Source organism: Thermus igniterrae ATCC 700962 (assembly GCF_000376265.1).
GTDB lineage: Bacteria > Deinococcota > Deinococci > Deinococcales > Thermaceae > Thermus > Thermus igniterrae.
Map to the genome: position 1 here is coordinate 17732 of NZ_AQWU01000062.1, position 25441 is coordinate 43172.

Consider the following 25441-nt stretch of genomic DNA (forward strand, 5'->3'; position numbering starts at 1 on the left):
CTTGGCGCTAAGATGGAAGGGTGATTCGCATCCTTTTGGCGGACGACCATGCCCTCTTTCGCCAGGGGCTCAAAAGCCTCTTGGAGGCGGAGGGGGACTTCCGGGTGGTGGGGGAGGCCAAGGACGGTTGGGAGGCCTTGCGCCATGCCCTCGAGGCCAAGCCTGACGTGATCCTCATGGACATCCAGATGCCCGGCCTGGACGGGGTGCAGGCCACCCAGGCCATCCTCAAGGAGTGGCCGGCGGCCAAGGTGATCATCCTCACCATGTACCGCCAGGACGCCTACGTGTTTGAGGCGGTGAAGGCGGGGGCCAGGGGCTACCTCCTGAAGGACACCGACGCCAGCGAGCTCATCGGGGCCATCCGCCGGGTGCACGCGGGGGAGGTGCTCCTGGACGCCGAACTGGCGGGGCGCATCATCCAGGACTTCCGGGCCAAGAAGGAGGCCAGCACCCCCTTGCACGCCGAGCTCTCCGAGCGGGAGATCCAGATCCTCAAGCTGGTGGCCCAGGGGTACACCAACCTGGAGATCGCCGCCGAGCTGCAGCTTTCCGAGAAGACGGTGCGCAACCGCCTCTCCGAGATCTTCCAGAAGCTCCACCTCAACAACCGTACCCAGGCCGCCCTCTACGCCATCCGCGAAGGGCTGGCCCAGCCGGAACCCGAGGAGTAGTGGACCCGGTGCGCTTCCTCCTGGAGCTGGCTCCCCTGGCCGGGGAGGAGGCCAGGGGGGAGTACGTGGCCCGTCACCTCCCGGGGGCCCGGCGGGATGGCCTGGGCAACGTCTTTGCCGGGGAGGGGCGGCTCCTCCTCCTGGCCCATCTGGACACGGTCCTGCCCCCCACCCCCCTCAGGCGGCGGGGGGAGCGCCTCTACGGCCCGGGGGTGGGGGACAACTCCGCCGGGGTGGCCGTCTTGCTCTCCCTGCCCCAGCGCCCCGGGGTGGTGTGGGGCTTCACCGTGGGGGAGGAGGGCCTGGGGAACCTGCGGGGGGCGAGGGCCCTGGTGGAGGCCCTGGCCCCCAGGGTGGTGGTGGCGGTGGACGGCTACCTCCCCGGGGTGGTGGACCGCGCCCTGGGCTCCTTGCGCTTTCGGGTGCGCTACCTGGGAAGGGGAGGGCACGCCTGGGGGGACCGGGGCACCCCAAGCCCAGTCTTCGCCCTGGCCGAGGGGCTTGCCGCCCTCCATGCCCTCTTCCAGGGCCAGGAGGAGGCGAGCCTCAACGCCAGCAGCCTGCGGGGGGGTGAGGCGGTGAACGCCATCCCCAAGGAGGCCTCGGCCCTCCTGGAGATCCGCGCCCTCGCTCCCGAGGCGCTAAAGGCCCTTTACGAGAAGGCGGTGGCGGCCCTCAAGGAGGCGGCCCGGCGGCACGGGGTGGAGATGGCCCTCGAGGTCCTGGGGGAGCGGCCCGCGGGCGCCACCGCCACCCCGGAGTTGTTGCGGGCGGCCGAGGAGGCCCTGGCCACCATCGGGGAGAGGCCCCTGTTCCAGCCAGGCTCCACGGATGCCGGCGCCGCCATAGAGCGGGGCATTCCCGCCTTGGCCCTGGGGGTCTACCGGGGGGGTGGGGCCCACACCGAGGAGGAGTGGGTCCTTCCCCAGAGCCTCAAGGAGGGACAGCAGGTGCTCCTGGCCTTTCTGGAGGCCCTTGGCGTAGGATAGGGCGTATGCGCGTGGGTGTGCTTTCGGGCTTCCTTTCCCGGCGGTACCTGGGCTTCTGGGCGGCTTACCTGGAGGCCCTGGGGGCGGAGGTGGTGCGGGCCGAGGTATCCCCGGACCTCCGCCAGCCCTACTGCCTTCCCGTCCAGGGGCTTTTGGCCCAGGTGGAGGCCCTGAAGGCCCGGGGTGTGGACTACCTCCTCCTTCCCGACCTGCAGGGCGGGGTGGAGTCGGAGCGGGGCGGGGGGGGATGCCCCTGGCTTCTGGACCTCGAGGCCGCCCTCCTCCGCTACTACCCCGGGCTTCCCCCGGTCCTCAAGGTTCCCGCCGAGCTTTCCGAAAAGGCCCTGGGCCGCGCCGCCGAGGTGGGCCACCTGCTCACCCAGAACCCCATGCTGGTGGGCCGCGCCCTGGACCGGGCCAAGGGGTTCCTTAAGCCCCCTTCTCCCCTCAAGACACCCCTGGGAAGCGTGGGGGTGGTGGCCCAGCCCTACCTCCTGGAGGAGGAAGGCTTCCGGGAGGTGGTGCGGCAGGCCCTGGCCCGGGTGGACCTCTTGCCCTACTTCCCCGACCTGCCCCCCGAGAGGCTCCGGGAGGAGGGGGAGCGCTTTTTGCCCATGGACCTTCCCACCGACCTGGAGCTTTTGGGCATGGTCCACTACCTCCACCGGCTGGGCCGGGTGAAGGCCCTCTTACTGGTGGTCTCCTACGCCTGCCCCCCCATCCCCGGCCTCCTGCGCAAGGCGGCCCGGCGGCTTGCCAAGCCCCACCGCCTCCTCACCCTGGGGGAGGACTGGACCGAGGCCCTGAAGGGCCTGAAGGCGGAGCTCCAGGGGTAGGGGCCTGTGGCCCAGGCCCCAAGGGGCGGGGGATTTCGCGGTAAACTGGTGGGCATGACCGGTCGGTCAGTCCTCTACCGCCTCCTCCCCTACCTGGCCCCCTACCGGGGGCGCTACCTCCTGGGCGTCTTCTTGGGCCTCCTCTCCATCCTCTTCTTCGTCCTCACCCCCTACTTCCTGCGCCTGGCGGTGGATGCAGTGGGGCACGGGGGGCCCTACGGGCGCTACGCCCTCTTCCTCCTCCTTTCCGGTGGGGTGAGCGCCCTCCTCTCCTACTTCATGCGCCGCCTGGCGGTGGTGGCCAGCCGGCAGGTGGAGTATGACCTGCGCAGGGACCTCTTCCACCACCTCCTCCGCCTGGACCGCTCCTTCCACCAGAAGACCCGGGTGGGGGACCTGATGAACCGCCTGAACACCGACCTCTCCGCGGTGCGGGAGATGGTGGGGCCGGGCATCATGATGGGAAGCCGGCTTTCCTTCCTGGTCCTCCTGGCCTTCGCCTCCATGTACGCCGTGGATGCCCGCCTGGCCTTCTACCTCACCCTGATCCTCCCGGCCATCGCCGGGGTCATGTTCTACCTCCTCCGGCTGATAGACCGCCGCTACCGCGAGGCCCAGGAGGCCTTTGACGCCATCAGCACCCTGGCCCAGGAGGCCTTCAGCGGCATCCGGGTGGTGAAGGGGTACGCCCTGGAGGGGCGGATGCTCACCCGCTTCCAGGACCTCAACCGGGCCTACATGGCCAAGAGCCTGGCCCTGGTCAAGGTGGAAGGCCCCATGCAGGCCCTTCTGGGCTTCCTCATGGGCTTTGCCTTCCTCACCGTCCTCTGGGCCGGCGGGGGGATGGTGGTGCGGGGGGAGCTTTCCGTGGGGGAGCTGGTGCAGTTCAACGCCTACCTGGCCCAGCTCACCTGGCCCATCCTGGGCCTGGGCTGGGTGATGGCCATGTACCAGCGGGGCCTCACCAGCCTGAGGCGCCTTTTGGAGCTTTTGGACCAGGAGCCCGCCATCCGCGATGAAGACCCCCTGCCCCTCCGCCTGGAGGACCTTTCCGGGGAGGTGCGCTTTGAGGGGGTGGGCCTCCAGCTGGGGGGGCGCTGGCTCCTCAAGGACATCACCCTCACCGTGCCCGAGGGCATGACCCTGGGCATCACTGGGCGCACCGGGGCGGGGAAGAGCCTCCTGGCCGCCCTGGTGCCCCGGCTTCTGGACCCCACGGAGGGGCGGGTCTACGTGGGGGGGTACGAGGTGAAGCGGATTCCCCTGGCCGTCCTGCGCCGGGCCGTGGGGATGGCCCCCCAGGAGCCCTTCCTCTTCAGCGAGACCCTGATGGAGAACATGGCCTTTGGCCTCGAGGCCCAAGACCCCGAGCGGGTGGCCTGGGCCGCCCAGCTGGCCGGGGTCCACGAGGAAATCCTGGCCTTCCCCAAGGGCTACGAGACCGTCCTGGGGGAAAGGGGGGTGACCCTTTCCGGGGGGCAAAGGCAGCGGGTGGCCCTGGCCCGGGCCCTGGCCAAGCGCCCCAAGGTCCTCATCCTGGACGATGCCCTAAGCGCGGTGGACACCGAGACCGAGGCCAGGATTCTCCAGGGCCTGAAGACGGTGCTGGGCCGCCAGACCACCTTCCTCATCTCCCACCGCACCGCCACCCTGCGCCATGCGGACTGGATCATCGTCCTGGAGGGGGGGAGGATCGTGGAGGAGGGCACCCATGAGAGCCTCCTGGAGGCGGGCGGCCTCTACGCCGAGCTGGACCGCATCCAGCGCATGGAAAGCGAGGTGGAGGGATGACCCACGAGGACGCCTACAGCAAGGCCTTTGACCGGGTGCTCTTCGCCCGCATCTTGCAGTACGTGAAGCCCTACCGCCTGCAGGTGGGCCTGGCCCTCCTCTTCCTCCTCCTCACCACCCTGACCGCGGCCGCCACCCCCCTCTTCTTCAAGTGGGCCATTGACGGGGCCCTGGTGCCCAAGGAGGCCAAGCCCCTGGAGGAACGCTTTTCCCTCCTCCTCTGGGTGAGCCTGGGCTTTTTGCTGGTGCGGGGGCTCAACTTTGCCGCCACCTACGGCCAGACCTACCTCATCCAGTGGGTGGGGCAGCGGGTGCTCTTTGACCTAAGGAGTGCCCTCTTCGCCAAGCTCATGCGCCTCCACCCGGGCTTCTACGACAAAAACCCCGTGGGCCGCCTCATGACCCGGGTCACCTCCGATGTGGACGCCATCAACCAGTTCATCACCGGGGGGCTGGTGGGGGTCATCGCCGACCTCTTCACCCTCTTTGGCCTCCTGGCCTTCATGTTCGCCCTAAGCCCCAAGCTCACCCTGGTGGTCCTCCTGGTGGTGCCCGTGCTCCTTTGGGTCACCGCCTGGGTGCGCAACGGGATGCGCCTGGCCTACCGGGAGATGCGCCTGAGGCTTGCCCGGGTGAACGCCGCCCTGCAGGAGAACCTTTCCGGGGTGGAGACCATCCAGCTTTTCGTCCGGGAGAAGGACCGGGAGGCCCGCTTTGACCGGCTGGCCCAGGACCTCCTGCGCGCCTGGGTGGAGATCGTGCGCTGGTTCGCCCTCTTCTTCCCCGTGGTGGGCTTTCTGGGGGACCTGGCCGTGGCGGGCCTCCTCTTCTACGGCGGGGGAGAGGTGGTGCGGGGGGTGGCCTCCTTGGGGCTTCTGGTGGCCTTCGTGGACTACACCCGCCAGCTCTTCCAGCCCCTGCAGGACCTCTCCGACAAGTTCAACCTCTTCCAGGGGGCCATGGCCAGCGCCGAGCGCATCTTCGGCGTGCTGGACGCCGAGGAGGAGCTCAAGGACCCCACCTCCCCCAAGCCCGTCCAACGCTTCCGGGGGGAGGTGGTCTTCAAGGACGTGTGGCTGGCCTACACCCCCAAGGGGGTGGAGCCCACGGAGAAGGACTGGGTCCTGCGGGGGGTTTCCTTCCGCATCGCCCCCGGGGAGAAGGTGGCCCTGGTGGGGGCCACGGGGGCGGGGAAGACCAGCGTGGTGAGCCTTATCGCCCGCTTTTACGACCCCCAGCGGGGCGAGGTGCGCATAGACGGGGAGGACGTGCGCAACTACCGCCAGGAGGAGCTCAGGCGGCACGTGGGCATCGTGCTCCAGGACCCCTTCCTCTTCTCCGGCACCATCCTGGACAACCTGCGCCTCTTTGACGAGAGCATCCCCGAGGAGCGGGTGGTGGAGGTGGCCCGCTTCCTGGGCGTGCACGAGGCCATCCTCCGCCTGCCCCAGGGCTACCACACCCGGGTGGGGGAGCGGGGGGCGGGGCTTTCCACGGGGGAGAAGCAGCTCCTGGCCCTGGTGCGGGCCCTGCTGGCCAGCCCCGACATCCTCCTCATCCTGGACGAGGCCACGGCCAACGTGGACTCCGAAACGGAAAAGCGCCTGCAGGAGGCCCTCTACAAGGCCATGGAGGGACGCACCTCCCTGATCATCGCCCACCGGCTCTCCACCATCCGCCGGGTGGACCGCATCCTGGTCTTCCGCAAGGGGCGGCTGGTGGAGGAGGGGACGCACGAGGCCCTCCTGGAGCGGGGAGGGTACTACGCCACCCTCTACCGCCTGCAGTACGCGGAGCCATGACCTACCGGGAGGCCTTGGAATGGCTCTACGCCCGGCGCCGCCAGGGGGAGCGGGGCACGGGGCGGGTGCGCGCCTTGCTGGAGCGCCTGGGCCACCCCGAAGGGGCCTTCCGGGCGGTGCACGTCCTGGGCACCAACGGCAAGGGGAGCGTGGTGGCCTACCTGGAAGCGGCCTTCCGGGCGGCAGGCGTCCCCTTTGGCGCCTACACCAGCCCCCACCTCCAGGACTTTCGCGAGCGCATCCGCACCCACCTGGGCCTCATCCCCGAGGAGGAGGTGGTGGCCTTCGCCGCCTGGGCCCGGGAGGAGGCCTGGCCCGAGCCCCCCGGCTTCTTTGACCTGGCCACCGCCTTGGCCTTCCACCACTTCCGGAAGGCAGGGGTGGCCCTGGCCGCGGTGGAGGCGGGGGTGGGAGGGGAGAAGGACGCCACCAACGCCCTGGCCCACGTGACCCTCACCGTGCTCACCAACGTGGGGGAGGACCACCTGGAGGCCCTGGGGGGAAGCCTCCAGGCGGTGGCCCAGGACAAGGCCGGGGCCTTTCGCCCCGGGGTGCCGGTGGTCACCGGGGCCAGGGGGGTGGGCCTCGAGGTGGCCCGGCAGGTGGCCGAGGCCAGGGGGGCACCCCTTTATCCCCTGGACCCCGAAGACTCCCTCTTTGCCCTCCCGGTGCCTCCCGGGCTTAAGGGCCGCTTCCAGGAGGAAAACGCCCGCCTGGCGGCGGCCGCCCTGCGCCTTCTGGGCTTTGCGGAAGAGGTCATCGCCCGGGGGCTCAGGGAGGCCCGCCACCCTGGGCGCTTGGAGCGCTTCTTGCTGGAAGGGGTGGAGGTCTACCTGGACGGGGCCCACAACCCCCCTGCGGCGGCGGCCTTAGCCCAGGAGCTCCCCGCCTACCACCTGGTCTTTGGGGCCTTTCCCCGGAAGGACGTCCGGGGGGTGCTGGCCCACCTCCTGCCCCAGGCCCGAAGCGTCCGCTACACCCGGGCTGGGGAGGGCGCTTTGGGCCCCGAGCTGGGGAAGCCCTTCTTTGAGGAGCCCTGGGAAGCCCTCCTGGACGCGGTGGAGGCCGCCAGGAAGGATGGGCTTCCTATCTTGGCCACGGGGTCCTTGTACCTGGTGGGGGCCCTGCGGGGCCGCCTTACTCCCTAGCCTCCGCCAGCACCTTGCCCGCGGGGTCGGCGAAGACCACCCGCCGCACCCGCTCCAGCTCCAGGATCACGTAGGGGCTGGTGAGGGCCTGGGTGACGATGGCCCCTGGCCTGGGGCTTTGCAGGTTCAGGATCACCCGCGCCACCTCCCCGCCGTAGGTGACCCCCACCACCTCCATGGCGTACCCCCCCGTGGGCTTCAGGCCCCAGAAGAAGGCGGCCACGCTCCGGGTGCGGAAGTCCACGCTGGGGGCAGGGGGACGGGGGATGCGGTTGCCCACCGCCAGGTTCCAGACCTCGGCGAAGCGGGTGGGGTTGTTGGCCAGGAAGGCCCGGGGCTCGGTCTCCTGATAAGCGGCGTTGGCGCCGCGGTCCAGGATCTGGTAGGGAGGCGTGGGCGGGGTCACCAGCTCCACTCTAAGCCCGTACTGGACCAGGAGGGCGCCCACCCGGTAGCCGTCGGGGGTGGGGTCTAGGGTGAGGGGCCTGAGGACGGGCTCGCTGAGCTCAAAGACCACCACCTGCCGCCCGCCCCGCCGGGCCAGGATTTCCCGCAGGAGGACCTGGGTCTCGGGGCCGGTAAAGGCGTAGAGGTCCGGGGTCAGGTAGTTGGCGGGCTGCACCAGGGCCCGCTTTTCCCCTTCCCGCATGGCGGCCGTGAGGCGGACCCAGCCCACGCCGTCATAGAGCCAGGTGGCCCGCAGGTTGGCCTGGGTTCGCACCTCCACCAGGTTCCCCGAGAACCCCCTCACCGCCTCGGCCGCCGGCCTCAGGGCGGGCCCCACCTCCCTGAGGACCGGGCTTCCCTCCACCCAAAGGGCCCCGGGGACGGCCCAGAGGTTCTCCCCGGTGCCCTTTTCCAGCCGCAGGACCTTGGGCCCCAGCTTCACCTCCCGGGGCTCCCCGTAGAAGTAGGTCCAGCGCTCCGTGGCCTCGGGGAAGAGGAGCTGGGCCTCGGCCACCCGGTAGCCCGAGCCTTCCAGCACCTCGCAGGCGGAGAGGAGGGGCACCAGGAGGAGGGTGGCGTACAGGGCTTTTCTCATGGTTCCATGATACCCCTCTAGGGGATGGGGGTGTTGAGCCTTTTTTAAGCCTTGGCCGGGGGTAGGAGGGCGGGCTAGCGGCTCCTGGGGTCCAGGGCGTCCCGCAGGGCGTCGCCCAGGAGGTTGAAGGCCAGGACCAAGCCCACGATGGCCAGCCCCGGGAACGTGGCCACGTGCGGGGCCACCGCCAGGTACTCCCGTCCCCGGGCCAGCATCAGCCCCCACTCGGGCTCCGGGGGTCTGGCCCCCAGGCCCAGGAAGCCCAGGCCGGCGGCGAAGAGGATGGCGATGGCCATCTGCAGGCTGGTTTGGATCAGGATGGGCCCCAGGGCGTTGGGGAGGAGGTGGCGGAGGAGGATGCGGGCGTGGCTTGCTCCCAGGGCACGGGCGGCCTCCACGTAGTCCAGGGCCTTCAGGGAGAGGACCACGCCCCGCACCAGCCGGGCGTAGATGGGGATGGCGGCGATGCCCACGGCGATCATGGCATTCCCCAGCCCCGTGCCCAGGATGGCCACCAGGACGATGGCCAAGAGGATGCCGGGAAAGGCCAGCATCACGTCCACCAGGCGCTGGACCAGGAGATCTATCCGCCCCCCGAAGTAGGCGGAGAGGGCTCCCAGAGGGGCTCCCAGGAGAAGCCCGATGCCCACGGCCACCAGCCCGATGGTGAGGGAGACGGGGATGCCGTAGAGGATGCGGGAGAAGAGGTCCCGGCCCTGCTCGTCCGTGCCCAGGAGGTAGAGGCGCACCGGGCCCTCCACCCCGAAGAGGTGGAGGTTGCCCGTAAGGCCAAACCAGCGCCACTCCTCCCCCCGCACCCAAAGCCGCACGGGGTACTTCTCCTCCCAGCGGACCTGGACCCCCTCCAGGGGATGCCGGAAGACCGGGCTCACGAAGAGGCCTATCTGCCCCTCTGGTCCCCGCAGGCTCACCCCGGCCAGGGGGGGCACGTAGGCCGCCCGCAGGTCCTGGGTGTAGGGGGAGTAGGGGGCGAGGAGGGGGGCGAGCACGCCCCCGAGGAGGTAGAGCCCCAGCAGGACCAGGCCCGCCTGGGCCAGGCGGTTTCTCAGGAAGCGGCGCAGGGGTCTAGTCATAGCGCACCCTCGGGTCAATCCAGGCGTAGAGGAGGTCCACCAGCAGGTTGACCAGGATGAAGCTGACGGCCACCAGGAGCACGGCCCCTTGGACCACGGGGTAGTCCCTGGCCAGGATGGAGCCCACCAGGAGCTGGCCGATGCCCGGCCAGGCGAAGATGGTCTCGGTGATGACTGCCCCTGCCAGGAGGCTACCGAACTCCAGGCCCGCCACCGTGACCACGGGGATGAGGGCGTTTCTGAGGGCATGCTTGAAGATGACCACCCGCTCCGCCAGGCCCTTGGCCCGGGCGGTGCGGATGTAGTCCTGGGAGAGCACCTCCAGGAGGGTGCCCCGGGTCATGCGGGCCAGGAGGGCGGTGGCGTTCACCCCCAGGGTGATGGCGGGCAGGACCAGGTGGGCCAGGGTGCCCTTGCCGGCCACGGGGAACCAGCCCAGCTCCACGGAGAAGATGAGGATGGCCAAAAGCCCAAACCAGAAGACGGGCATGGAGACCCCCAGGAGGGCCAGGACCATCACGAAAAGGTCCAGCCCGCTTCCCGGGCGCAGGGCGGCCAGGATGCCCAGGGGGATGCCCGAGAGGAGGGCCACCAGGATGGCGGCGCTGGCCAGCTCCACGGTGTTGGGGAAGTAGGTCCTTAGCTCCAGGAGCACGGGGCGGCGGCTCCGGGCCGACTCGCCCAGGTCGCCCTGTAGGAGGGCTCCCAGATAGATGGCAAACTGCTCGGGGAGGGACTTGTCCAGGCCGTAGCGGGCCCGGATGGCCTCGAGGGTCTCCGGCGTGGCGAACTCCCCCGCCAGGAGCACCGCCGGGTCCCCCGGGGCCAGGCGCACCATGAGGAAGACCAGGAGCACCACCCCGAACAGGGTGGGCACGGCGATCAGCAGGCGGCGAAGAGCGTAGGTGAACATGTTCCTCCGCACCTTACCCCGTGGGGGGTACCCCCCCACGGGGTAGGGGCAATGGGGCCTCCTAGCGGAAGCGGGCCTTGTAGGCCAGGTAGCGCTCCGTGGGGTGGACGATGAAGCCCTGGACCTCCTGGCGGATGGCGGTCACCTGCACCTCGGAGTGGAGGAAGAGCCAAGGGGCATCCCGGAAGATGCGGGTCATGGCCTCGCGGTAGAGCTGCTGTCTGCCCTGGGGCAGGGTGGAGATGCGGGCCTGGGCCAGCAGCTTGTCCACCTCGGCGTTCTTGTAGAAGGCCCGGTTAAAGCCCGGGGCCCACTGGCTGGAGTGGAAGAGGGGGTAGAGGCCGTAGTCCGCATCCCCCGTCACCGTGCCCCAGCCCAGCATGGCCATCTGGATCCGGTTTTCCTTCAGGGGCCGCTGGGTCTCCTGCAGGTAGGCCCCCCATTCCATGGTCTGGATGGTGGCCTCCACCCCTACCCGCCGCAGCTGGCCCTGGATGGCCTCACACACCTGGATGTCCTGGAAGTAGCGGCCCGTGGGGCAGTGCAGGGTGATGCGCAGGGGGGTGCTCACCCCTGCCTGGCGCAACAGCTCCTGGGCCCGCTGGGGGTTGTACTCGTAGCGGCCGATGCTGGCATAGCCAAAGATGCTGGGGGCGATGGGGGCATCGGAGATACGGCCAATCCCTCCCAGGACGAACTGCAGGATCTCCTCCCGGTTCACCGCGTGGTTCAGGGCCTGCCGCACCCGCACGTCGTTGAAGGGGGGGCGCTGGGTGTTGAAGTAGATGTAGATGGTGCGCAGGCTGGGGGTGCGCACCACCTCAATGGCCCGGTTGGCCTGGAGCCGGGGGATGTCCTGGGGCGGGATGCGCACCGCCACGTGGGCCTGTCCCGTCTCCACCAGGGCCACCCGCGTGGTCCCCTCGGGTACGGGGATGAAGCGCACCTGGGGGATGGCGGGTTTTTCGCCCCAGTAGTTCTCATTGCGCACCAGGTCCACGAACTGCCCTTTCTGCCAGGCCTGGAAGCGGTAGGGACCGGTGCCCACGGGGTTGTCCCGGTACTGGGCCCCGAAGCGCTGGATGGCCGTGGGGCTCTGCATGGCAGTGGAGCTGTGGGTCAGGTGGGCCAGCACCGGGGCAAAGGGGTTCTTGAGGCGTAGCCGCACCGTGTGGCTGTCCACCACCTCCACCCGCTCCAGCTCGGAGAGCAGGAAGGCGAAGGGGCTGGCCAGCTCCCGGGAGACGAAGCGCTCCAGGTTGAACTTCACCGCCTCGGCGTTGAAGGGGGTGCCGTCGTGGAAGGTGATGCCCCGCTTGAGGCGGATGGTGAGGGTCTTGCCCCCGTCGGAAAAGCTATGCCCCTCGGCCAGGAGGGGGACGATCCGCCCCTCGGGGGTGAGTTCAAAGAGGGTTTCGCTGATGTGGGTTACCACTGTGGCCGAAGGGGAGTCCTGGGCCAGGGGGGCGTCCAGGGTGATGGGGTCGGTGCCTTGGGCCACCACCAGGCGTTGCTGGGCCCAGGCACCCGCCAGGGCCAGTAAACCGAGGGCCAGGAACAGCTTTCTCATACTCGCTCCTTTCTGGGGACCACCCTTGTAATTCAGGCCAAGTATAATGCGCCCCCTTCCGGGGGCGCAAGCCGGGGTATGGGCTCAGCCTTCCCCCAGGTAGGCCTTCTGCACCTCGGGGTTTTGCGCCAGCTCCCGGGCAGGCCCAAAGAGGGTGATCTCCCCCGTGGCCAGCACGTAGCCCCGGTGGGCGATCTGCAGGGCCAGCCGGGCGTTTTGCTCCACCAAGAGGATGGTCTTGCCCTCCTGGTTCAGCTTCTGGATGGTTTCAAAGATGAAGTCCACCAGCACCGGGGCCAGGCCCATGGAAGGCTCGTCCATGAGGAGGATCCGGGGGTTTTGCATGAGGGCCCGGCCGATGGCCAGCATCTGTTGCTCCCCGCCGGAGAGGGTGCCTCCCTTCTGGCCCCGCCGCTCGTAGAGCCGGGGGAAGAGGGCGAAGACCTGGTCCTTCCGCTCCTGAACCACCTTGCGGTCCGTCTCCAGGTAGGCCCCGATCTCCAGGTTCTCCTCCACGGTGAGCCGGGGGAAGATCCGCCGCCCCTCGGGCACGTGCCCCACCCCCAGGGCCACGATCTGGTGGGCAGGGAGGCGGTGGATGGGCCGGCCCTGGAAGAGCACCTCCCCCTGCCGCGGCTTCACCAGGCCGCTGATGGTGCGCAAGGTGGTGCTCTTGCCCGCCCCGTTGGAGCCAATCAGGGTGACGATCTCCCCTTCCTCCACCTTCAGGGAGACCCCCTTCAGGGCGTGGATGTGGCCGTAGTAGGTGTGGACGCCCCGGAGTTCCAGGAGGCTCATGCCGCACCTCCTGCCGCCCCCTTGCCCAGGTAGGCCTCGATGACCCGGGGGTTCTGCCGCACCTCCTCCGGGGTGCCCTCGGCGATCTTGGAGCCGTACTCCAAGACGGCGATGCGGTCGGAGATGCGCATCACCAGGCGCATGTCGTGCTCAATGAGCACGATGGTGATGCCAAGCTCCTCCCGTAGCCGCCCGATGAAGTGCTGGAGCTCCTCGGTCTCCTTGGGGTTCATGCCGGCGGCGGGCTCGTCCAGGAGGAGAAGCCGGGGCTTTAGGGCCAGGGCCCGGGCGATCTCCAGCTTGCGCTGTTCCCCGTAGGGGAGGTTTTTGGCCAGCTCGTCCTTGCGGTGGAGGAGACCCACGTATTCCAGGAGGCGCTTGGCCTCCTCTTCGGCCCGCTTCTCCTCCCGCCGCGCCAGGGGGGTGCGGAAGACCGCGTGGAAGTAGGGCACGCGGATGTGGATGTGCATGCCCACCAGGAGGTTTTCCAGCACGGTCATGGCCCCGAAGAGGCGGATGTTCTGGAAGGTGCGCCCCACCCCTTCCTTGGCCACCCGGTCGGGGGGGAAGCCGGTGATGTCCTTGCCGAAGAGGAGAATCTTCCCCTCGTCGGGGGCGTAGATGCCGGTGAGGAGGTTGAAGAAGGTGGTCTTGCCCGCCCCGTTGGGGCCGATGACGGAGAAGATCTCCCCCTGGTTCACGGTGAGGCTCACGTCGTTGACGGCCACCAGGCCGCCGAAGCGTTTGGTGGCGTGGGCGACCTCGAGGGCCTTCATGCTTCCTCCATCTCCGCCTTGTGCCGCTTCTCGGGGATGAGCCCCTCCGGGCGGAAGATCATCATCAGCACCAGGATAAGGCCGAAGACCAGGCGCTCGTACTTGGCGGGGTCCACCTGGCTCGGGATCTGGGGCAGGCTGGTGCGCACGAACTCGCTGAAGGTCTTGAGCACGTCCAGGTTGAGGATGGTGAGGGCGGCCGCCCCCAGGATGGCCCCGGGGATGGACCCCATCCCGCCCAGGATCACCATGCCCAGGATGGTGATGGAGGCCAAAAGGGTGAAGGACTCGGGGGAGACGAAGGTGCGCTGGGCGGCGAAGATCACCCCCATGACCCCGGAAAAGGCCGCCCCGGTCATGAAGGCCAGGAGCTTGGTGGGCAGGAGGGGGATGCCCATGGAACGGGCGGCGATCTCGTCCTCGCGGATGGCCACCCAGGCCCGGCCGAAGCGGGAGTTGGCCAGGTTCACGTTCACCAGCACCACCAGACCGATCATGAGGAGGACCAGGAGGTAGAAGAAGAGCTGGTAGTCCGTGGTCTGGTCCAGGCGCACCCCCATGGCGGCCATCAGCTCGCGGAACCAGTCAATGGGCGGGCGCTGGATGGGGGTGATGCCCTGGGGGCCGTTGGTGAAGTTGATGGGGTGGTCCAGGTTGTTGGCCAGGATGCGCACCACCTCCCCCAGGCCCAGGGTGACGATGGCCAGGTAGTCCCCCCGGAGGCGGAGGGCGGGCAGGCCGATGAGGAGGCCCGTCAGGGCGGTGGTGGCGATGGCGATCAGCATGAAGGGGTAGATGTACTCCCCAGGCAAGGGGAAGTTGCCCGCCATGAAGTTCTTGGCCTGCTGGCTGCCGAAGATGGCCCAGGTGTAGGCCCCCACGGCGAAGAAGGCGGCATAGCCCAGGTCCAGAAGCCCCGCCATGCCCACCACCACGTTGAGCCCCAGGGCCATGGCCGCGTAGATGCCGATCTGGATGCCCAGCTCAAAGACGAAGGTGTTGGCGAAGCCCGCCAGGGGCACGCTGATGAGGAGGATGGCCAGGCCCAGGGCCGCTCGGATCCAGGTGGGGACCCGGGGCAGGGTGGTGAGGGCCACCAGGATGCCCACCAGGCCGATGAGGCCCAGGGTGTTCCCTGAGCGCACCAGGCCCACGGTGAAGGCCAGGGTGAGGAGGGCCAGGTTCAGGGTCCTGAGGTTGGGGGAGAGGCGCAAAAAGGCCGCCGCCGCCAGGGCCCCCAGGCCGAACAGGTTGGCTAGGGCCCCAGGGGCCAGGAAGGCCAGGCCCAGGTAGGCCAGGCTGAGGAGGAGGGAAAGGGCGCTCATACCTTCTCCTTGACCACCTGTCCCAGGAGGCCTTGGGGCCGCAGGAGGAGGATGAGGATCAGGATGAGGAAGGCCACCACGTCCTTGTACTCGGTGCCGAAGTTGCCGTTTGTGAGGATGGGCAGGTAGGTGCCGAAGAAGTTTTCCAGCTGGCCCAGCACCAGCCCGCCCAGCATGGCCCCGGGAATGTTGCCGATGCCCCCCAGGACCGCGGCGGTGAAGGCCTTGAGGCCGGGCAGGAAGCCCACGTAGGGGGTGATGGTGGTGTACTGCAGGGCAAAGAGCACCCCCGCCACCCCGCCCAAGGAGCCCCCGATGAGGAAGGTGCGGGAGATGATGCGGTCGGGGTCAATGCCCATGAGGCTGGCAGTGGAGAGGTCCTGGGCCACGGCGCGGATGGCCACCCCCAGCTTGGTGCGGTTCACCAGGTAGGTGAGGCCCAGGAGCATGAGGATGGAGACCCCCATGAGGACGAAGGATTTGGTCTGGGCGAAGATGGCCCCCCCGAAGAGGCTCACCGAGCCCTCCAGGTCCTCCACCGTGCGCATGCGCAGGAAGAACTCGTTGTGCCAGAGCCCCTCAATGAGCCGCACCAGGTCCTGCAGGATGAAGGAGACCCCGATGGCGGTGATGAGGGGCACCAGGCGGTTGGTGGTGCCCCGCTTGCGCAGGGGGCGGTAGGCGAAACGCTCCACCAGGATGGCGGTGAGCCCGGCGATGGCCCCGCCCAGGAGGAGGGCCAAAAGGAGCAGGAGGAAGCCATTCCCCACGTGGGGGGCCAGGTAGCGGAAGACCTCCACCCCCACCACGGCTCCGATCATGAAGATCTCGGAGTGGGCAAAGTTTATGAGCTCCAGTACGCCGTACACCATGGTGTATCCCAGAGCCACCATGGCGTAGACGAACCCCAGCACAAAGCCGTCAAAGATGACCTGGGGGAGTAGAGCCAGAATCTGTTCTAGCAAAACGCCTCCTTTCTCCGGGCCAAGGGGGTGGCCTCGAGGCCACCCCCTTGAGGCTTGGGCAGAGTTTACCTGGCGCCGGGGGCCGCCATCTCAATGGTGCGGATCAGCTTGTTGTCGGCCCAGTTGCCGGTGCTGGCCACCTGCATGACGAAGTACTTGGCCTTCTTGTTGTCGCCCTTGTCGTCAAACTCAATGGCCCCGGTGAGGCCCTCCATCTTGACCTTGCGCACCTCCTGGGCCACCTGCTCCCGGGTGGGCTTCTTGCCCCCGGCGGCCTTGATGGCGGCCTCGAGGGCGGTGAGGATCACGTTGGCGGAGTCGTAGGCGTAGATGCCGAAGCCCTCCATGTCCTTGCCGAACTTCTGCTTGAAGCGCTCCGCCACCGCCTTGGCCTTGGGGAAGGCGGAGACGGGGCCGGCCACGGTGGTGTAGTAGGTGCCGGCAGCGTTTTGCGCACCCGCCAGGCGCAGGAACTCGCTGGAGTCCAGGCCGTCGCCGCCCATGAGCCGGGTCTTGAGGCCCCGCTCCCGGAGCTGCTTCAGGAAGGGCCCAATCTGGCTGTAGATGCCCCCGAAGTAGATGAGCTCAGGGGTGGGACGGGCGCCGCGGATCTGGTTGATGATGGGCACGAAATTGGACTGCTCCTCAGTGCCCACGAAGGCCACCGCTTTGCCGCCCAGGGCCTCGAGGCGCTTCCTGAACTCCTCGGCCAGCCCCTGGCCGTAGGCGGTCTTGTCGTGGATGACGAAGACGTTCTTCACCTTCAGGTTGTTGAAGGCGTACTCCGCCCCCACCGGCCCCTGCACGTCATCCCGCCCGCAGATGCGGTTCACGTTGGGAAGCCGGCGGTCGGTGACCCGGGGGTTGGTGTTGGCCGGGGAGACCATGACCAGGCCCACCCGGGCGTAGACCTCGCTGGAGGGGATGGCCACGCCGGAGTTCAGGTGGCCCACCACGCCCAGGATGTCGGGGTCGTTGATGATGCGGTTGGCATTGGCCACGCCCACGTCGGGGTTGGCCTGGTCGTCGTAGGGTACCAGGACCAGGTCAAAGCCCAGGGCCTTGAACTTGGCCTTGGCCTCCTCCACCGCCAGCTCCGCCCCCAGCTTGATCTGCTCCCCCAGGGCGGCCTGGGGGCCAGAGAGGGGGGACTGGGTGGCGATCTTGATGACGTTGGCCTGGCCCAACGCCATGCCCAAGGCGGCTACACCTGCTACCAGAAGGCCGATTTTCCTCATAGGCACCTCCCAAGCACGCGTTCGCGTTGCGGCCCCATTCTAAGGGGGGGGTAGCGGGCTTTGTCAATGCCCCCGGTGAATGTTTATGCCTGACCCATGGGTCAATCCCTCCCTTCCCCGGGGAAGGGAGGGAGCCATACCCCTTCTCAGTACGTGGCCAGGTACTGGTCCAGCTCCCACTGGTGGACCGTGACCCGGTAGTCGTCCCACTCCATCTGCTTGGCCTGGAGGAAGTGGGTGTAGACATGCTCCCCCAGGGCTTCGCGGATCACAGGGTCCTTCCTCAGGGCCTCGAGGGCCTCCCGCAGGGTACCGGGGAGCTCGCGGATCTTGTGCTTGCGGCGGTCGCGCACGCTCATCTGGTAGATGTTGCGCTGGATGGGCGGGGGCGGCAGGAGCTTCCGCTCAATGCCGTCAATGGCGGCGGCGGCCATGACCGCCAGGGCCAGGTAGGGGTTGGAGGAGGGGTCGGGCATCCTGAGCTCCGCCCGGGTGCCCACCCCCCGGCGGGCGGGGATGCGGATCATGGCGGAGCGGTTGGAGGCGGACCAGGCGATGTTGGTGGGGGCCTCGTACCCCGGGGTGAGGCGCTTGTAGGAGTTCACCAGGGGGTTGGTGATGGCCACCATGCCCTCGGCATGCTCCAGGAGCCCGGCGATGAAGTGGAGGGCGGTCTTGGAGAGCTGGTACTCGGCGTTGGGGTCAAAGAAGGCGTTCTGCCCGTCCTTGAAGAGGGAGAGGTGGGTGTGCATGCCGCTGCCGTTGATGCCGCGGATGGGCTTGGGCAGGAAGGTGGCGTGGAGGCCATGGTTCAGGGCCACCCGCTTCACCACCCACTTGAAGGTGGCGATGTTGTCCGCGGTGGTGAGGGCATCGGCGTACTTGAAGTCAATCTCGTGCTGCCCGGGGGCCACCTCGTGGTGGGAGGCCTCAATCTCAAAGCCCATGGCCACCAGGGCGTTCACCATGTCCCGCCGGGCCTCCTCCCCCTTGTCCACCGGGGCCAGGTCAAAGTAGCCCGCCTTGTCGTGGGTCTCCACCGTGGGCAGGCCCTCGGGGGTGCGCAGGAAGAGGAAGAACTCGGGCTCGGGGCCGGCGTACATGTTGTCAAACCCCAGCTTCTGCAGGCGCTCCACCTGGCGCTTCAGCACGTACCGGGGGTCCCCCTCAAAGGGACGGCCATCGGGGTAGGTGACGTCGCAGATGAGCCGGGCCACCCGCCCCCGCGTGGGGTCCTCCACCAGGTCGGGCAGGATGACGAAGGTGTTGTAGTCGGGCTTGAGGAGCATGTCCGACTCCTCAATGCGGGTGAAGCCCTCAATGGAGGAGCCGTCAAACATGATCTCCCCGTCCAGGGCCTTCTCAAACTGGGAGGCCGGCACCTCCACGTTCTTCACCACCCCGAGGATGTCGGTGATCTGCAACCGCAGGAAAGTGACCTTTTCCTCTTTCAGCGCCTTGAGGATCTCTGCCTTGGTGTACCCCATCTTCCGCCTCCTTTGCCGCCTTGCCCAGGGTTTTTCGCCAACAACCCGGGCAGGTTGTGCAGAGTGTACGGCATAAATCTGCATGATGTCAAGTCTTTGCTGAACGGGCGTGCCAAAAATCCCGGACGCCCGGCCGGGTCCCTCTTGACCCTTTCCTGACCCAGGGGCGAATAGACTGGTCGGTGGAGGGGCTTATGGTAAAACGGCGCAACCTATTGAAAGCGGGAGCGGCCCTGGGGGCTTTGGGGCTTGGCCTGGGGCGGGCCCAGGGGGCCTTCACCCTGACCCTGGTGCACACCAACGACACCCACGCTCACCTGGAGCCCATGGAGCTCACCCTCTCCGGGCAGCGGGTCAAGGTGGGGGGTGTGGCCCAGCGGGTGGCCTTCCTGGACCGCCTCCGGGCCCAGCGGCGCAACCTCCTCCTCCTGGACGCGGGGGACGTCTTCCAGGGCACCCTGTACTTCAACCAGTACCGGGGGCTGGCCGACCGCTACTTCATGCACCGCATGCTCTACCGGGTGATGGCCCTGGGCAACCACGAGTTTGACCTGGGCCCTGGCCCCCTGGCCGAGTTTTTGCGGGGGACCAAGTTCAAGGTGGTCTCCGCCAACGTGGGGGTGGAGCGGGAGCCAAGGCTCAAGGGGCTGATCGCCCCCTATGCCGTCCTGAGCGTGGGGGGGGAGAAGGTGGGGGTGATCGGCCTCACCACCCCGGACACCCGGGAGATTGCCAACCCCGGGCCCACGGTGGACTTCCTGGACCCCTACGAAAGCGCCCAGAAGGCGGTCTTTGAGCTGCTTAAGCAGGGGGTGAACAAGATCGTGGTCCTCTCCCACCTGGGCTACGGGGAGGACCTGAAGCTGGCCCGGCGGCTGGTGGGGGCCCAGGTGATCGTGGGCGGCCACTCCCACACCCTCCTGGGAAGCTTCCCCCACCGGGAGCTCACCCCGGCGGGTCCCTACCCCACGGTGGTGAAGAACCCCGAGGGCAAGGACGTCCTGGTGGTGCAGGCCTGGGAGTGGGGCAAGGTGGTGGGGGTCCTCGAGGTCACCTTCGGCCCCAAGGGGGAGGTGGTGGCCTACAAGGGGGAGCCCTTCCTCATGATCCCCCAGGTGGCCCCCGAGGACTTCTTCGCCAAGGAGGCCCTCATGGCCTACGCCCAGCCGGTGATGGCCCTCATGGGCCAGGTGATCGCCGAGGCCCGGGTGGACCTGGTGGGCGAGCGGGCCATCGTGCGGCGGCGGGAGAGCAACCTGGGCAACCTGATCGCCGACGGCATGCTCTGGAAGACCAAAAACGCCGGGGTGCAGATTGCCCTGCAAAACGGCGGGGGCATCCGCGCCTCCATCCCCAAGGGGCCCATCACCGTGGGTAAGGTCTACGAGGTCCTGCCTTTCGGCAACACCCTGGTGGTCATGGACCTGAAGGGTAAGGAGATCAAGGCCGCCCTGGAGAACGGGGTCTCCCAGTGGGAGCAGACCGCGGGCCGCTTCCTCCAGGTGGCCGGCCTGCGCTACGCCTTTGACCTTTCCCGGCCGGCGGGGGACCGGGTGGTGCGGGTGGAGGTGAAGACGCCCCAGGGCTTCCGTCCCCTGGACCTCGAGGCCACCTACCGGGTGGTGGTCAACAACTTCATCGCCGCCGGGGGCGATGGCTTCACCGTGCTCAAGGAGGCCCAGGGCTATAGGGTGGACACCGGCTTCAGCGACGCCGAAAGCTTCATGGACTACCTCCGGGAGCTCAGGGTGGTGGAGGCAGGGCTGGAGGGGCGGATTGAGGTGCTGAACGAGCCCCGTGGGGAAAAGCCCGCTTACTGGGCCTACGGGGGCCTGGTGGGGGCTTAGGCCCCAAGGCCAGACCCCCCGGGGCCAGCCCCGGGGGGTCTTTCCGTCCCCTTATCCTGCAGGGGTCAGAACCTGCACCGGGTCTCCCACCCGCACCAAGCCCCCCACCAGCACCCGGGCATAGAGCCCACGGCCGCCAAAGAGGAGCTTGGGCAGGCGGAGGTCAAACTGGGAGAGGCTCTGGCACACGGTGCAGACCTGGGCCAGCTCCAGAAGGGCCTCCCCCACCTGGAGCCGGGCCTTTGGGGGTAGCCCGTGGGGGTCCAGGTCCAGGAGGAGGTTTTCCCCCAGGGCGCCATAGGGCAGGGTAATCCCGGCGCCAAGGGCCTTCTCGTAGGCGGAAAGCCCCGCCACCAAAACCGCCCGGTCGGGGTCCTTGCCCGCGTGCCGGTCCCCCCTGGCGCCAAACCCGGCCACCAGCTCCAGGGCCTCCACCGGGGGCTTGGGAAGCCCCGGGGTGGTGCCCAGGTGCAGGGAGACCACCCGGCCCGTCATGGCAGCTTGAGCCCCTGGCGGAGCTTGAGGACCTCCTCGGGGGTGAGGGGTTTGGCCCGGGCGGCCTTGACCTCCTCGGGGGCGTAGGCCTTGAAGCCCTGGGGGGCGCCCCAGGCGGCCAGGTGGTTCAGCACCAGGGCCAGGTCCTCGTCGGAGAGCCAGGCAAACCCCGGCATGATGCCGCTATACTCCTGCCCCTCAATCTTCAGGGTTCCCTGGACCCCATAGAGCACGGCCAGGAGGAGGTAGTCCCGGCCTCCCTGGGCCTTTAGGAGCTTTTCCGTGTGGCCCTTCAAGGGCGGGAAGATGGGGGGGTTGCCCTCGCCCTGGGGGCCGTGGCAGCCCAGGCAGTTGGCGTAGACCTGGGCCCCCGTCTTGGAGGCGGGGGCGGCCGCCACCGGGGCCGGGGCGGGCGGCGGCTGGGTGCCCAGGTAGAGGGCCAGGTAGTCCAGGATGGCCCCCCGTTCCTCGGGGGTGACCTGGAGGCCGCGGGAGACCATCTCGGTCATGATGGCGTCCCAGCGCTCCCGGGAGAGCCGCTCCCGGGCCACGAAGCCGATGTCGTGGCAGGCCTGGCACTTGGCCAGGACCAGCTCCTTGCCCGGGCCCTCGGGGAGGGTGTACTGGCTCAAGGCCCAGTACCCGCCAAGCCCCAGGGCCAAGGCGCCCAAAAGAACCAGGGTTTTCCTCATGGGTAAAGACTACCTCCCTCTTCTTGGGGCCGCCATGGGGCGGCCCACAAAGCCCCCGGGGAAACCCCCGGGGGCAACCGCAAGCCTCAGGCCACGGTGAAGTTCACCCGCATCACGCCGCTGTACTCGTAGCCCCGCTCGTTCCAGGCGATGTTGCCGTCCAGGGGCTGGCTACGGCCCAAGGCGTCCCAGGCCCGGGCCATGACCTCGTGGGCCCCGGGCCGCAGGTAGACCGTGGCCCGCCAGCGCACCCAGCCGAAGGTCTTCTCCTTGCGCTCCAGTTCGGCCTGGTGCCAGGTGCGGCCGCCGTTGGTGGACACCTCCACGCTCACGATGGGGGCGATGCCGTCGTTGAAGGCCACCCCCTCCACCCGCACGTAGGGGCCCCGGACGGTCTGGCCCTCGAGGGGGGCGAAGATGAAGCTGTTGAGGGTTACCAGCCAGTTGGAGCGGGAGTTGGCGAAGTTGTAGGGGTAGGTCTTGCCCGGCTCCTGGGGGAGGAAGGGGAGGCTGGTGTTGGGGATGGTGGGCACCCGGTAGCGGGGCATCTGCTCGGCGGTGGTGTTCTCCCCCTCGGTGAACTCAATCTTCTCCACCCACTTCACGTTGTTCACCCCGAAGTACCCGGGGAAGACCAGCCGCACCGGCCCCCCGTGCACCGCGGGCAGGGGCTCCCCGTTCATGGAGAGGGCTAGCAGGGCGTTTTCCAGGGCGTGGATGGGCACGGAGCGCACGAACTCGGGGGCGTTCCCCTGGCGGCTGGCGTGGGCGGTGATGTGCAAGGCCTTCTCCCCCAGCTTCACCCCCTTGGCGGCCAGGAGGTCCTTGAGGCGCACGCCGCGGAAGGTGACGTTGCCCACCCCACCCCGCTTCCAGGGGTTGCCCGAAGGGCGGGGCTGGTAGAGGGTGCGCCCGTTCCCCGAGCACTGCAGGACCATGGTGACCTCGTGCTGGGGGAGGGTCAGGAGCTCCTTGGCCTCAAAGGTAAAGGGCTTGTCCACCAGGCCCCCCACCTGGATCTTCCAGCCCTCCAGGTTCGCCCCCTCCACGGTGTTGTACCCGGGCAGGTCCACGTTGTTGCGGATGTAGAGGAGCTCTTTGGGGGTGCGCTCGGGGTTGGCGGCCAGGAGGTCGTAGGGGGTCTCCAGGACGATGGGGCGTTGGGAGAGCACGATCAGCTTGGCGTTTTTGCCCTTTACCAGCTGGTCCGCCGTGGGGGCCTGCTGGGCCAGCCCTCGTCCCCCCGCGGCCAGCACCGCCGCGCCCAGGCCCATGAGCTTCAAGGTGGTGCGCCGGTTCACCTTTTCCATACCTTGCCTCCCGTGCGAGCCGGGGGGACTTTTGTCCCCGCTTTCCGGTTGCCCCCAATCTAGGCGGCACACCTTACCCCTGTCAAGTGAGGGTTTGCCCTCCTGAAGCCCATAGCTAAGGGAAAGGTCAAGGAGTCTACAGGGGGGTATGGGGAGGCGTATCATGGAGGACATGCTCAAGGGCGAAGGCCCGGGTCCCCTCCCTCCCCTCCTGCAGCAGTACGTGGAGCTCCGGGACCGCTACCCCGAGTACCTCCTCCTCTTCCAGGTGGGGGACTTCTACGAGTGCTTTGGCGAGGACGCCGAGCGCCTGGCCCGCGCCCTGGGCCTGGCCCTCACCCACAAGTCCAGCAAGGACTTCACCACCCCCATGGCGGGCATCCCCATCCGGGCCTTTGACGGCTACGCGGAGCGCCTCCTCAAGATGGGCTTCCGCCTGGCGGTGGCCGACCAGGTGGAGCCGGCGGAGGAGGCCGAGGGCCTGGTGCGCCGGGAGGTGACCCAGCTCCTCACCCCGGGCACCCTGGTCCAGGAGACCCTTCTCCCCAAGGAGGCCAACTACCTGGCGGCGGTGGCCACGGGGGACGGCTTTGGCGTGGCCTTCCTGGATGTGTCCACCGGGGAGTTCAAGGGAACGCTCTTGCAGAGCAAGAGTGCTCTTTACGACGAGCTTTTCCGCCACCGGCCCGCCGAGGTCCTCCTGGCCCCCGAGCTGCGGGAGAACGAGGCCTTCCTGGAGGAGTTCCGCAAGCGCTTCCCGGTGATGCTCTCCGAGGCCCCCTTTGACCCGGAAGGGGAAGGCCCCCTGGCCTTGCGCCGGGCCCAGGGGGCGCTTCTCCGCTATGCCGCCCGGACGCAGGGGGGAAGTTTTGTCCCCAGGCCTTTCCGCTTCTACGACCCCGGGGCCTTCATGCGCCTGCCCGAGGCCACCCTGCGGGCTTTGGAGGTCTTTGAACCCCTGCGGGGGCAGGACACCCTCTTCGGCGTCCTGGACGAGACCCGCACCGCCCCGGGCCGCAGGCTCCTGCAGGCCTGGCTCCGCCATCCCCTCCTGGACCGGGGGCCCCTGGAGGCCCGGCTTGACCGGGTGGAGGCCTTCGTGCGGGAGGGCACCCTTCGGGAAGGGGTGCGGCGCCTCCTCTTCCGCCTGGCCGACCTGGAGCGGCTCGCCACCCGGCTGGAGCTGGGGCGGGCGGGGCCTAGGGATTTGGCTGCCCTGCGCCGCAGCCTGGAGATCCTGCCCGAGCTCAAGGCCCTCCTGGGGGAGGAGGTGGGGCTTCCCGAGCTCTCCTTCCTCCTGGCGGAGCTCCGGGCTGCCCTGGTGGACGACCCCCCCCTGAAGCTCTCCGAGGGGGGGCTCATCCGGGAGGGGTACGACCCCCACCTGGACGCCCTGCGCCAGGCCCACCGGGAGGGGGTGGCCTACTTCCTGGCCCTGGAGGAAAGGGAGCGGGAGCGCACCGGCATCCCCACCCTGAAGGTGGGCTACAACGCCGTCTTCGGCTACCACCTGGAGGTGACCCGGCCCTATTACGACCGGGTCCCCCCGGAGTACAAGGCGGTGCAGACCCTCAAGGACCGGCAGCGCTACACCCTGCCGGAGATCAAGGAGCGGGAACGGGAGCTCTACCGCCTCGAGGCCCAGATCCGCCGCCGGGAGGAGGAGGTCTTCCTGGAGGTGCGGGAGAAGGCCAAGAAGGAGGCCGAGGCCCTCAGGGAGGCGGCCCGGGTGCTGGCCGAGCTGGACGTCTTCGCCGCCTTGGCCGAGGTGGCCGTGCGCCACGGGTACACCAGGCCCCGCTTCGGAGAGCGCCTTCGCATCCGCGCCGGGCGCCACCCGGTGGTGGAACGCCGCACGGTCTTCGTCCCCAACGACCTGGAGATGGCGGGGGAGCTCGTGCTGGTCACCGGGCCCAACATGGCGGGGAAGAGCACCTTTTTGCGCCAGACCGCCCTCATCGCCCTGCTGGCCCAGATGGGGAGCTTCGTTCCCGCGGAGGAGGCGGAGCTTCCCCTTTTTGACCGCATCCTCACCCGCATCGGCGCCTCCGACGACCTGGCCGGGGGGCGGAGCACCTTCATGGTGGAGATGGAGGAGGTGGCCCTCATCCTCAAGGAGGCCACGGAGCGGAGCCTGGTCCTCCTGGACGAGGTGGGGCGGGGCACCTCCAGCCTGGATGGGGTGGCCATCGCCACCGCCGTGGCTGAGGCCCTGCACGAGCGGGGTTGCTACGCCCTTTTTGCCACCCACTACTTTGAGCTCACCGCCTTGCCCCTACCCCGGCTTAGGAACCTGCACGTGGCCGCCAAGGAGGAGGAGGGGGGGCTTACCTTCTACCACCAGGTCCTGCCGGGCCCTGCCTCCAAGAGCTACGGGGTGGAGGTGGCCCGGATGGCCGGCCTGCCCAAGGAGGTGGTGGAGCGGGCCCAGCACCTCCTCAGGGCCATGGCCGCCCGGCGAGAGGGGCCGGGGGAGGCGGTTTTGCAGAGGCTCCTGGCCTTGGACCCCGACCGCCTCACCCCTCTGGAGGCCCTCCGCCTCCTCCACGAGCTCAGGGCCTTGGTCCTGGGGACCCCCTTGGGTACCATGAAGGGGTGAGGGTCTGGCCGCGCCGCGGGCCTGCTTCCCCGCTGGCCCGGGTGGGGGCT

General features: G+C 68.7%; 21 protein-coding genes. 8 read left to right on the plus strand and 13 right to left on the minus strand.

Translation table 11 applies throughout. From position 1 onward, the window contains the following. The first annotated feature begins 20 nt into the window (after nt 1–20). From B128_RS0106425 to B128_RS0106450, 6 genes are read left to right on the plus strand one after another with little or no spacing between them, the layout of a single operon-like run. Nucleotides 21–674, plus strand: coding sequence for a response regulator transcription factor (locus tag B128_RS0106425; RefSeq protein WP_018111458.1), 654 nt, complete (start codon nt 21–23; stop codon nt 672–674). After that, nucleotides 674–1663 (plus strand): M20/M25/M40 family metallo-hydrolase, encoded by a 990-nt coding sequence (locus B128_RS0106430; RefSeq protein ID WP_018111459.1) that lies wholly within the window; start codon nt 674–676, stop codon nt 1661–1663. The genes B128_RS0106425 and B128_RS0106430 overlap by 1 nt, the downstream gene beginning before the upstream one ends. A gap of 5 nt (nt 1664–1668) precedes the next feature. Further along, nucleotides 1669–2499, plus strand: a complete 831-nt coding sequence (locus B128_RS0106435; RefSeq protein WP_018111460.1) for a hypothetical protein — start codon at nt 1669–1671, stop codon at nt 2497–2499. A 54-nt stretch (nt 2500–2553) separates the two neighbouring features. After that, nucleotides 2554–4290 carry an ABC transporter ATP-binding protein gene (locus tag B128_RS0106440; protein WP_018111461.1) on the plus strand — a complete coding sequence of 579 codons (1737 nt, stop codon included), beginning with the start codon at nt 2554–2556 and terminating at the stop codon, nt 4288–4290. Next, nucleotides 4287–6092 (plus strand): ABC transporter ATP-binding protein, encoded by a 1806-nt coding sequence (locus B128_RS0106445; RefSeq protein ID WP_018111462.1) that lies wholly within the window; start codon nt 4287–4289, stop codon nt 6090–6092. The genes B128_RS0106440 and B128_RS0106445 overlap by 4 nt, the downstream gene beginning before the upstream one ends. Then, complete coding sequence (locus B128_RS0106450; protein ID WP_018111463.1) at nt 6089–7240, plus strand: bifunctional folylpolyglutamate synthase/dihydrofolate synthase; 1152 nt, start codon at nt 6089–6091, stop codon at nt 7238–7240. The genes B128_RS0106445 and B128_RS0106450 overlap by 4 nt, the downstream gene beginning before the upstream one ends. On the opposite strand, the gene B128_RS0106455 is transcribed toward B128_RS0106450, so the two are convergent. The 10 genes from B128_RS0106455 to B128_RS0106500 all read right to left on the minus strand — a co-directional run bounded on the left by B128_RS0106455 (nt 7230) and on the right by B128_RS0106500 (nt 18448). After that, on the minus strand, nt 7230–8282 hold the full coding sequence (locus B128_RS0106455) for a protease complex subunit PrcB family protein (protein WP_018111464.1): 1053 nt from the start codon (nt 8280–8282) through the stop codon (nt 7230–7232). The genes B128_RS0106450 and B128_RS0106455 overlap by 11 nt on opposite strands. Nucleotides 8283–8356: 74 nt before the next feature. Continuing rightward, nucleotides 8357–9376, minus strand: coding sequence for an ABC transporter permease (locus B128_RS0106460; RefSeq protein WP_018111465.1), 1020 nt, complete (start codon nt 9374–9376; stop codon nt 8357–8359). Then, complete coding sequence (gene nikB / locus B128_RS0106465; protein WP_018111466.1) at nt 9369–10289, minus strand: nickel ABC transporter permease; 921 nt, start codon at nt 10287–10289, stop codon at nt 9369–9371. The genes B128_RS0106460 and nikB overlap by 8 nt, the downstream gene beginning before the upstream one ends. Before the next feature lie 61 nt (nt 10290–10350). Further along, nucleotides 10351–11859 carry a glutathione ABC transporter substrate-binding protein gene (locus B128_RS0106470; RefSeq protein WP_018111467.1) on the minus strand — a complete coding sequence of 503 codons (1509 nt, stop codon included), beginning with the start codon at nt 11857–11859 and terminating at the stop codon, nt 10351–10353. Nucleotides 11860–11943: 84 nt separating this feature from the next. Next, entirely contained in the window at nt 11944–12657 is a 714-nt protein-coding gene (locus tag B128_RS0106475) for an ABC transporter ATP-binding protein (protein ID WP_018111468.1), read from the minus strand. Next, a complete protein-coding gene (locus B128_RS0106480) occupies nt 12654–13433 on the minus strand; it encodes an ABC transporter ATP-binding protein (protein ID WP_018111469.1) in 780 nt (259 codons plus the stop codon). Before B128_RS0106480 ends, B128_RS0106475 begins: the two co-directional genes overlap by 4 nt. Continuing rightward, complete coding sequence (locus tag B128_RS0106485; protein ID WP_018111470.1) at nt 13430–14758, minus strand: branched-chain amino acid ABC transporter permease; 1329 nt, start codon at nt 14756–14758, stop codon at nt 13430–13432. Before B128_RS0106485 ends, B128_RS0106480 begins: the two co-directional genes overlap by 4 nt. After that, a complete protein-coding gene (locus tag B128_RS0106490; protein ID WP_018111471.1) occupies nt 14755–15723 on the minus strand; it encodes a branched-chain amino acid ABC transporter permease in 969 nt (322 codons plus the stop codon). The genes B128_RS0106485 and B128_RS0106490 overlap by 4 nt, the downstream gene beginning before the upstream one ends. Nucleotides 15724–15788: 65 nt before the next feature. After that, nucleotides 15789–16961, minus strand: a complete 1173-nt coding sequence (locus B128_RS0106495) for a branched-chain amino acid ABC transporter substrate-binding protein (RefSeq protein ID WP_026175073.1) — start codon at nt 16959–16961, stop codon at nt 15789–15791. Nucleotides 16962–17107: 146 nt separating this feature from the next. Beyond that, nucleotides 17108–18448, minus strand: coding sequence for a glutamine synthetase family protein (locus tag B128_RS0106500; protein ID WP_018111473.1), 1341 nt, complete (start codon nt 18446–18448; stop codon nt 17108–17110). 194 nt (nt 18449–18642) lie between these two features. Between B128_RS0106500 and B128_RS0106505 the strand changes: the two genes are divergently transcribed. Further along, a complete protein-coding gene (locus B128_RS0106505; protein ID WP_018111474.1) occupies nt 18643–20295 on the plus strand; it encodes a bifunctional metallophosphatase/5'-nucleotidase in 1653 nt (550 codons plus the stop codon). Nucleotides 20296–20346: 51 nt separating this feature from the next. On the opposite strand, the gene B128_RS0106510 is transcribed toward B128_RS0106505, so the two are convergent. The 3 genes from B128_RS0106510 to B128_RS0106520 form a co-directional block, all read right to left on the minus strand. After that, nucleotides 20347–20790 carry an MOSC domain-containing protein gene (locus tag B128_RS0106510; protein ID WP_018111475.1) on the minus strand — a complete coding sequence of 148 codons (444 nt, stop codon included), beginning with the start codon at nt 20788–20790 and terminating at the stop codon, nt 20347–20349. Next, a complete protein-coding gene (locus tag B128_RS0106515; RefSeq protein ID WP_018111476.1) occupies nt 20787–21482 on the minus strand; it encodes a c-type cytochrome in 696 nt (231 codons plus the stop codon). Before B128_RS0106515 ends, B128_RS0106510 begins: the two co-directional genes overlap by 4 nt. 86 nt (nt 21483–21568) lie before the next feature. Beyond that, nucleotides 21569–22792 (minus strand): sulfite oxidase, encoded by a 1224-nt coding sequence (locus tag B128_RS0106520; protein WP_018111477.1) that lies wholly within the window; start codon nt 22790–22792, stop codon nt 21569–21571. 163 nt (nt 22793–22955) lie between these two features. On the opposite strand from B128_RS0106520, the gene mutS reads away from it, so the two are divergent. Further along, entirely contained in the window at nt 22956–25391 is a 2436-nt protein-coding gene (gene mutS, locus B128_RS0106525; RefSeq protein WP_026175074.1) for a DNA mismatch repair protein MutS, read from the plus strand. Nucleotides 25392–25441: the final 50 nt, after the last annotated feature.

Bases quoted from the DNA above. Each gene is read 5' to 3' on its own strand.
- B128_RS0106435 (WP_018111460.1), top strand. From the start codon at position 1,669: ATGCGCGTGGGTGTGCTTTCGGGCTTCCTTTCCCGGCGGTACCTGGGC.
- B128_RS0106440 (WP_018111461.1), top strand. From the start codon at position 2,554: ATGACCGGTCGGTCAGTCCTCTACCGCCTCCTCCCCTACCTGGCCCCC.
- B128_RS0106445 (WP_018111462.1), top strand. From the start codon at position 4,287: ATGACCCACGAGGACGCCTACAGCAAGGCCTTTGACCGGGTGCTCTTC.
- B128_RS0106450 (WP_018111463.1), top strand. From the start codon at position 6,089: ATGACCTACCGGGAGGCCTTGGAATGGCTCTACGCCCGGCGCCGCCAG.
- B128_RS0106455 (WP_018111464.1), bottom strand. From the start codon at position 8,282: ATGAGAAAAGCCCTGTACGCCACCCTCCTCCTGGTGCCCCTCCTCTCC.
- B128_RS0106460 (WP_018111465.1), bottom strand. From the start codon at position 9,376: ATGACTAGACCCCTGCGCCGCTTCCTGAGAAACCGCCTGGCCCAGGCG.
- nikB (WP_018111466.1), bottom strand. From the start codon at position 10,289: ATGTTCACCTACGCTCTTCGCCGCCTGCTGATCGCCGTGCCCACCCTG.
- B128_RS0106470 (WP_018111467.1), bottom strand. From the start codon at position 11,859: ATGAGAAAGCTGTTCCTGGCCCTCGGTTTACTGGCCCTGGCGGGTGCC.
- B128_RS0106475 (WP_018111468.1), bottom strand. From the start codon at position 12,657: ATGAGCCTCCTGGAACTCCGGGGCGTCCACACCTACTACGGCCACATC.
- B128_RS0106480 (WP_018111469.1), bottom strand. From the start codon at position 13,433: ATGAAGGCCCTCGAGGTCGCCCACGCCACCAAACGCTTCGGCGGCCTG.
- B128_RS0106485 (WP_018111470.1), bottom strand. From the start codon at position 14,758: ATGAGCGCCCTTTCCCTCCTCCTCAGCCTGGCCTACCTGGGCCTGGCC.
- B128_RS0106495 (WP_026175073.1), bottom strand. From the start codon at position 16,961: ATGAGGAAAATCGGCCTTCTGGTAGCAGGTGTAGCCGCCTTGGGCATG.
- B128_RS0106500 (WP_018111473.1), bottom strand. From the start codon at position 18,448: ATGGGGTACACCAAGGCAGAGATCCTCAAGGCGCTGAAAGAGGAAAAG.
- B128_RS0106505 (WP_018111474.1), top strand. From the start codon at position 18,643: ATGGTAAAACGGCGCAACCTATTGAAAGCGGGAGCGGCCCTGGGGGCT.
- B128_RS0106510 (WP_018111475.1), bottom strand. From the start codon at position 20,790: ATGACGGGCCGGGTGGTCTCCCTGCACCTGGGCACCACCCCGGGGCTT.
- B128_RS0106515 (WP_018111476.1), bottom strand. From the start codon at position 21,482: ATGAGGAAAACCCTGGTTCTTTTGGGCGCCTTGGCCCTGGGGCTTGGC.
- B128_RS0106520 (WP_018111477.1), bottom strand. From the start codon at position 22,792: ATGGAAAAGGTGAACCGGCGCACCACCTTGAAGCTCATGGGCCTGGGC.
- mutS (WP_026175074.1), top strand. From the start codon at position 22,956: ATGGAGGACATGCTCAAGGGCGAAGGCCCGGGTCCCCTCCCTCCCCTC.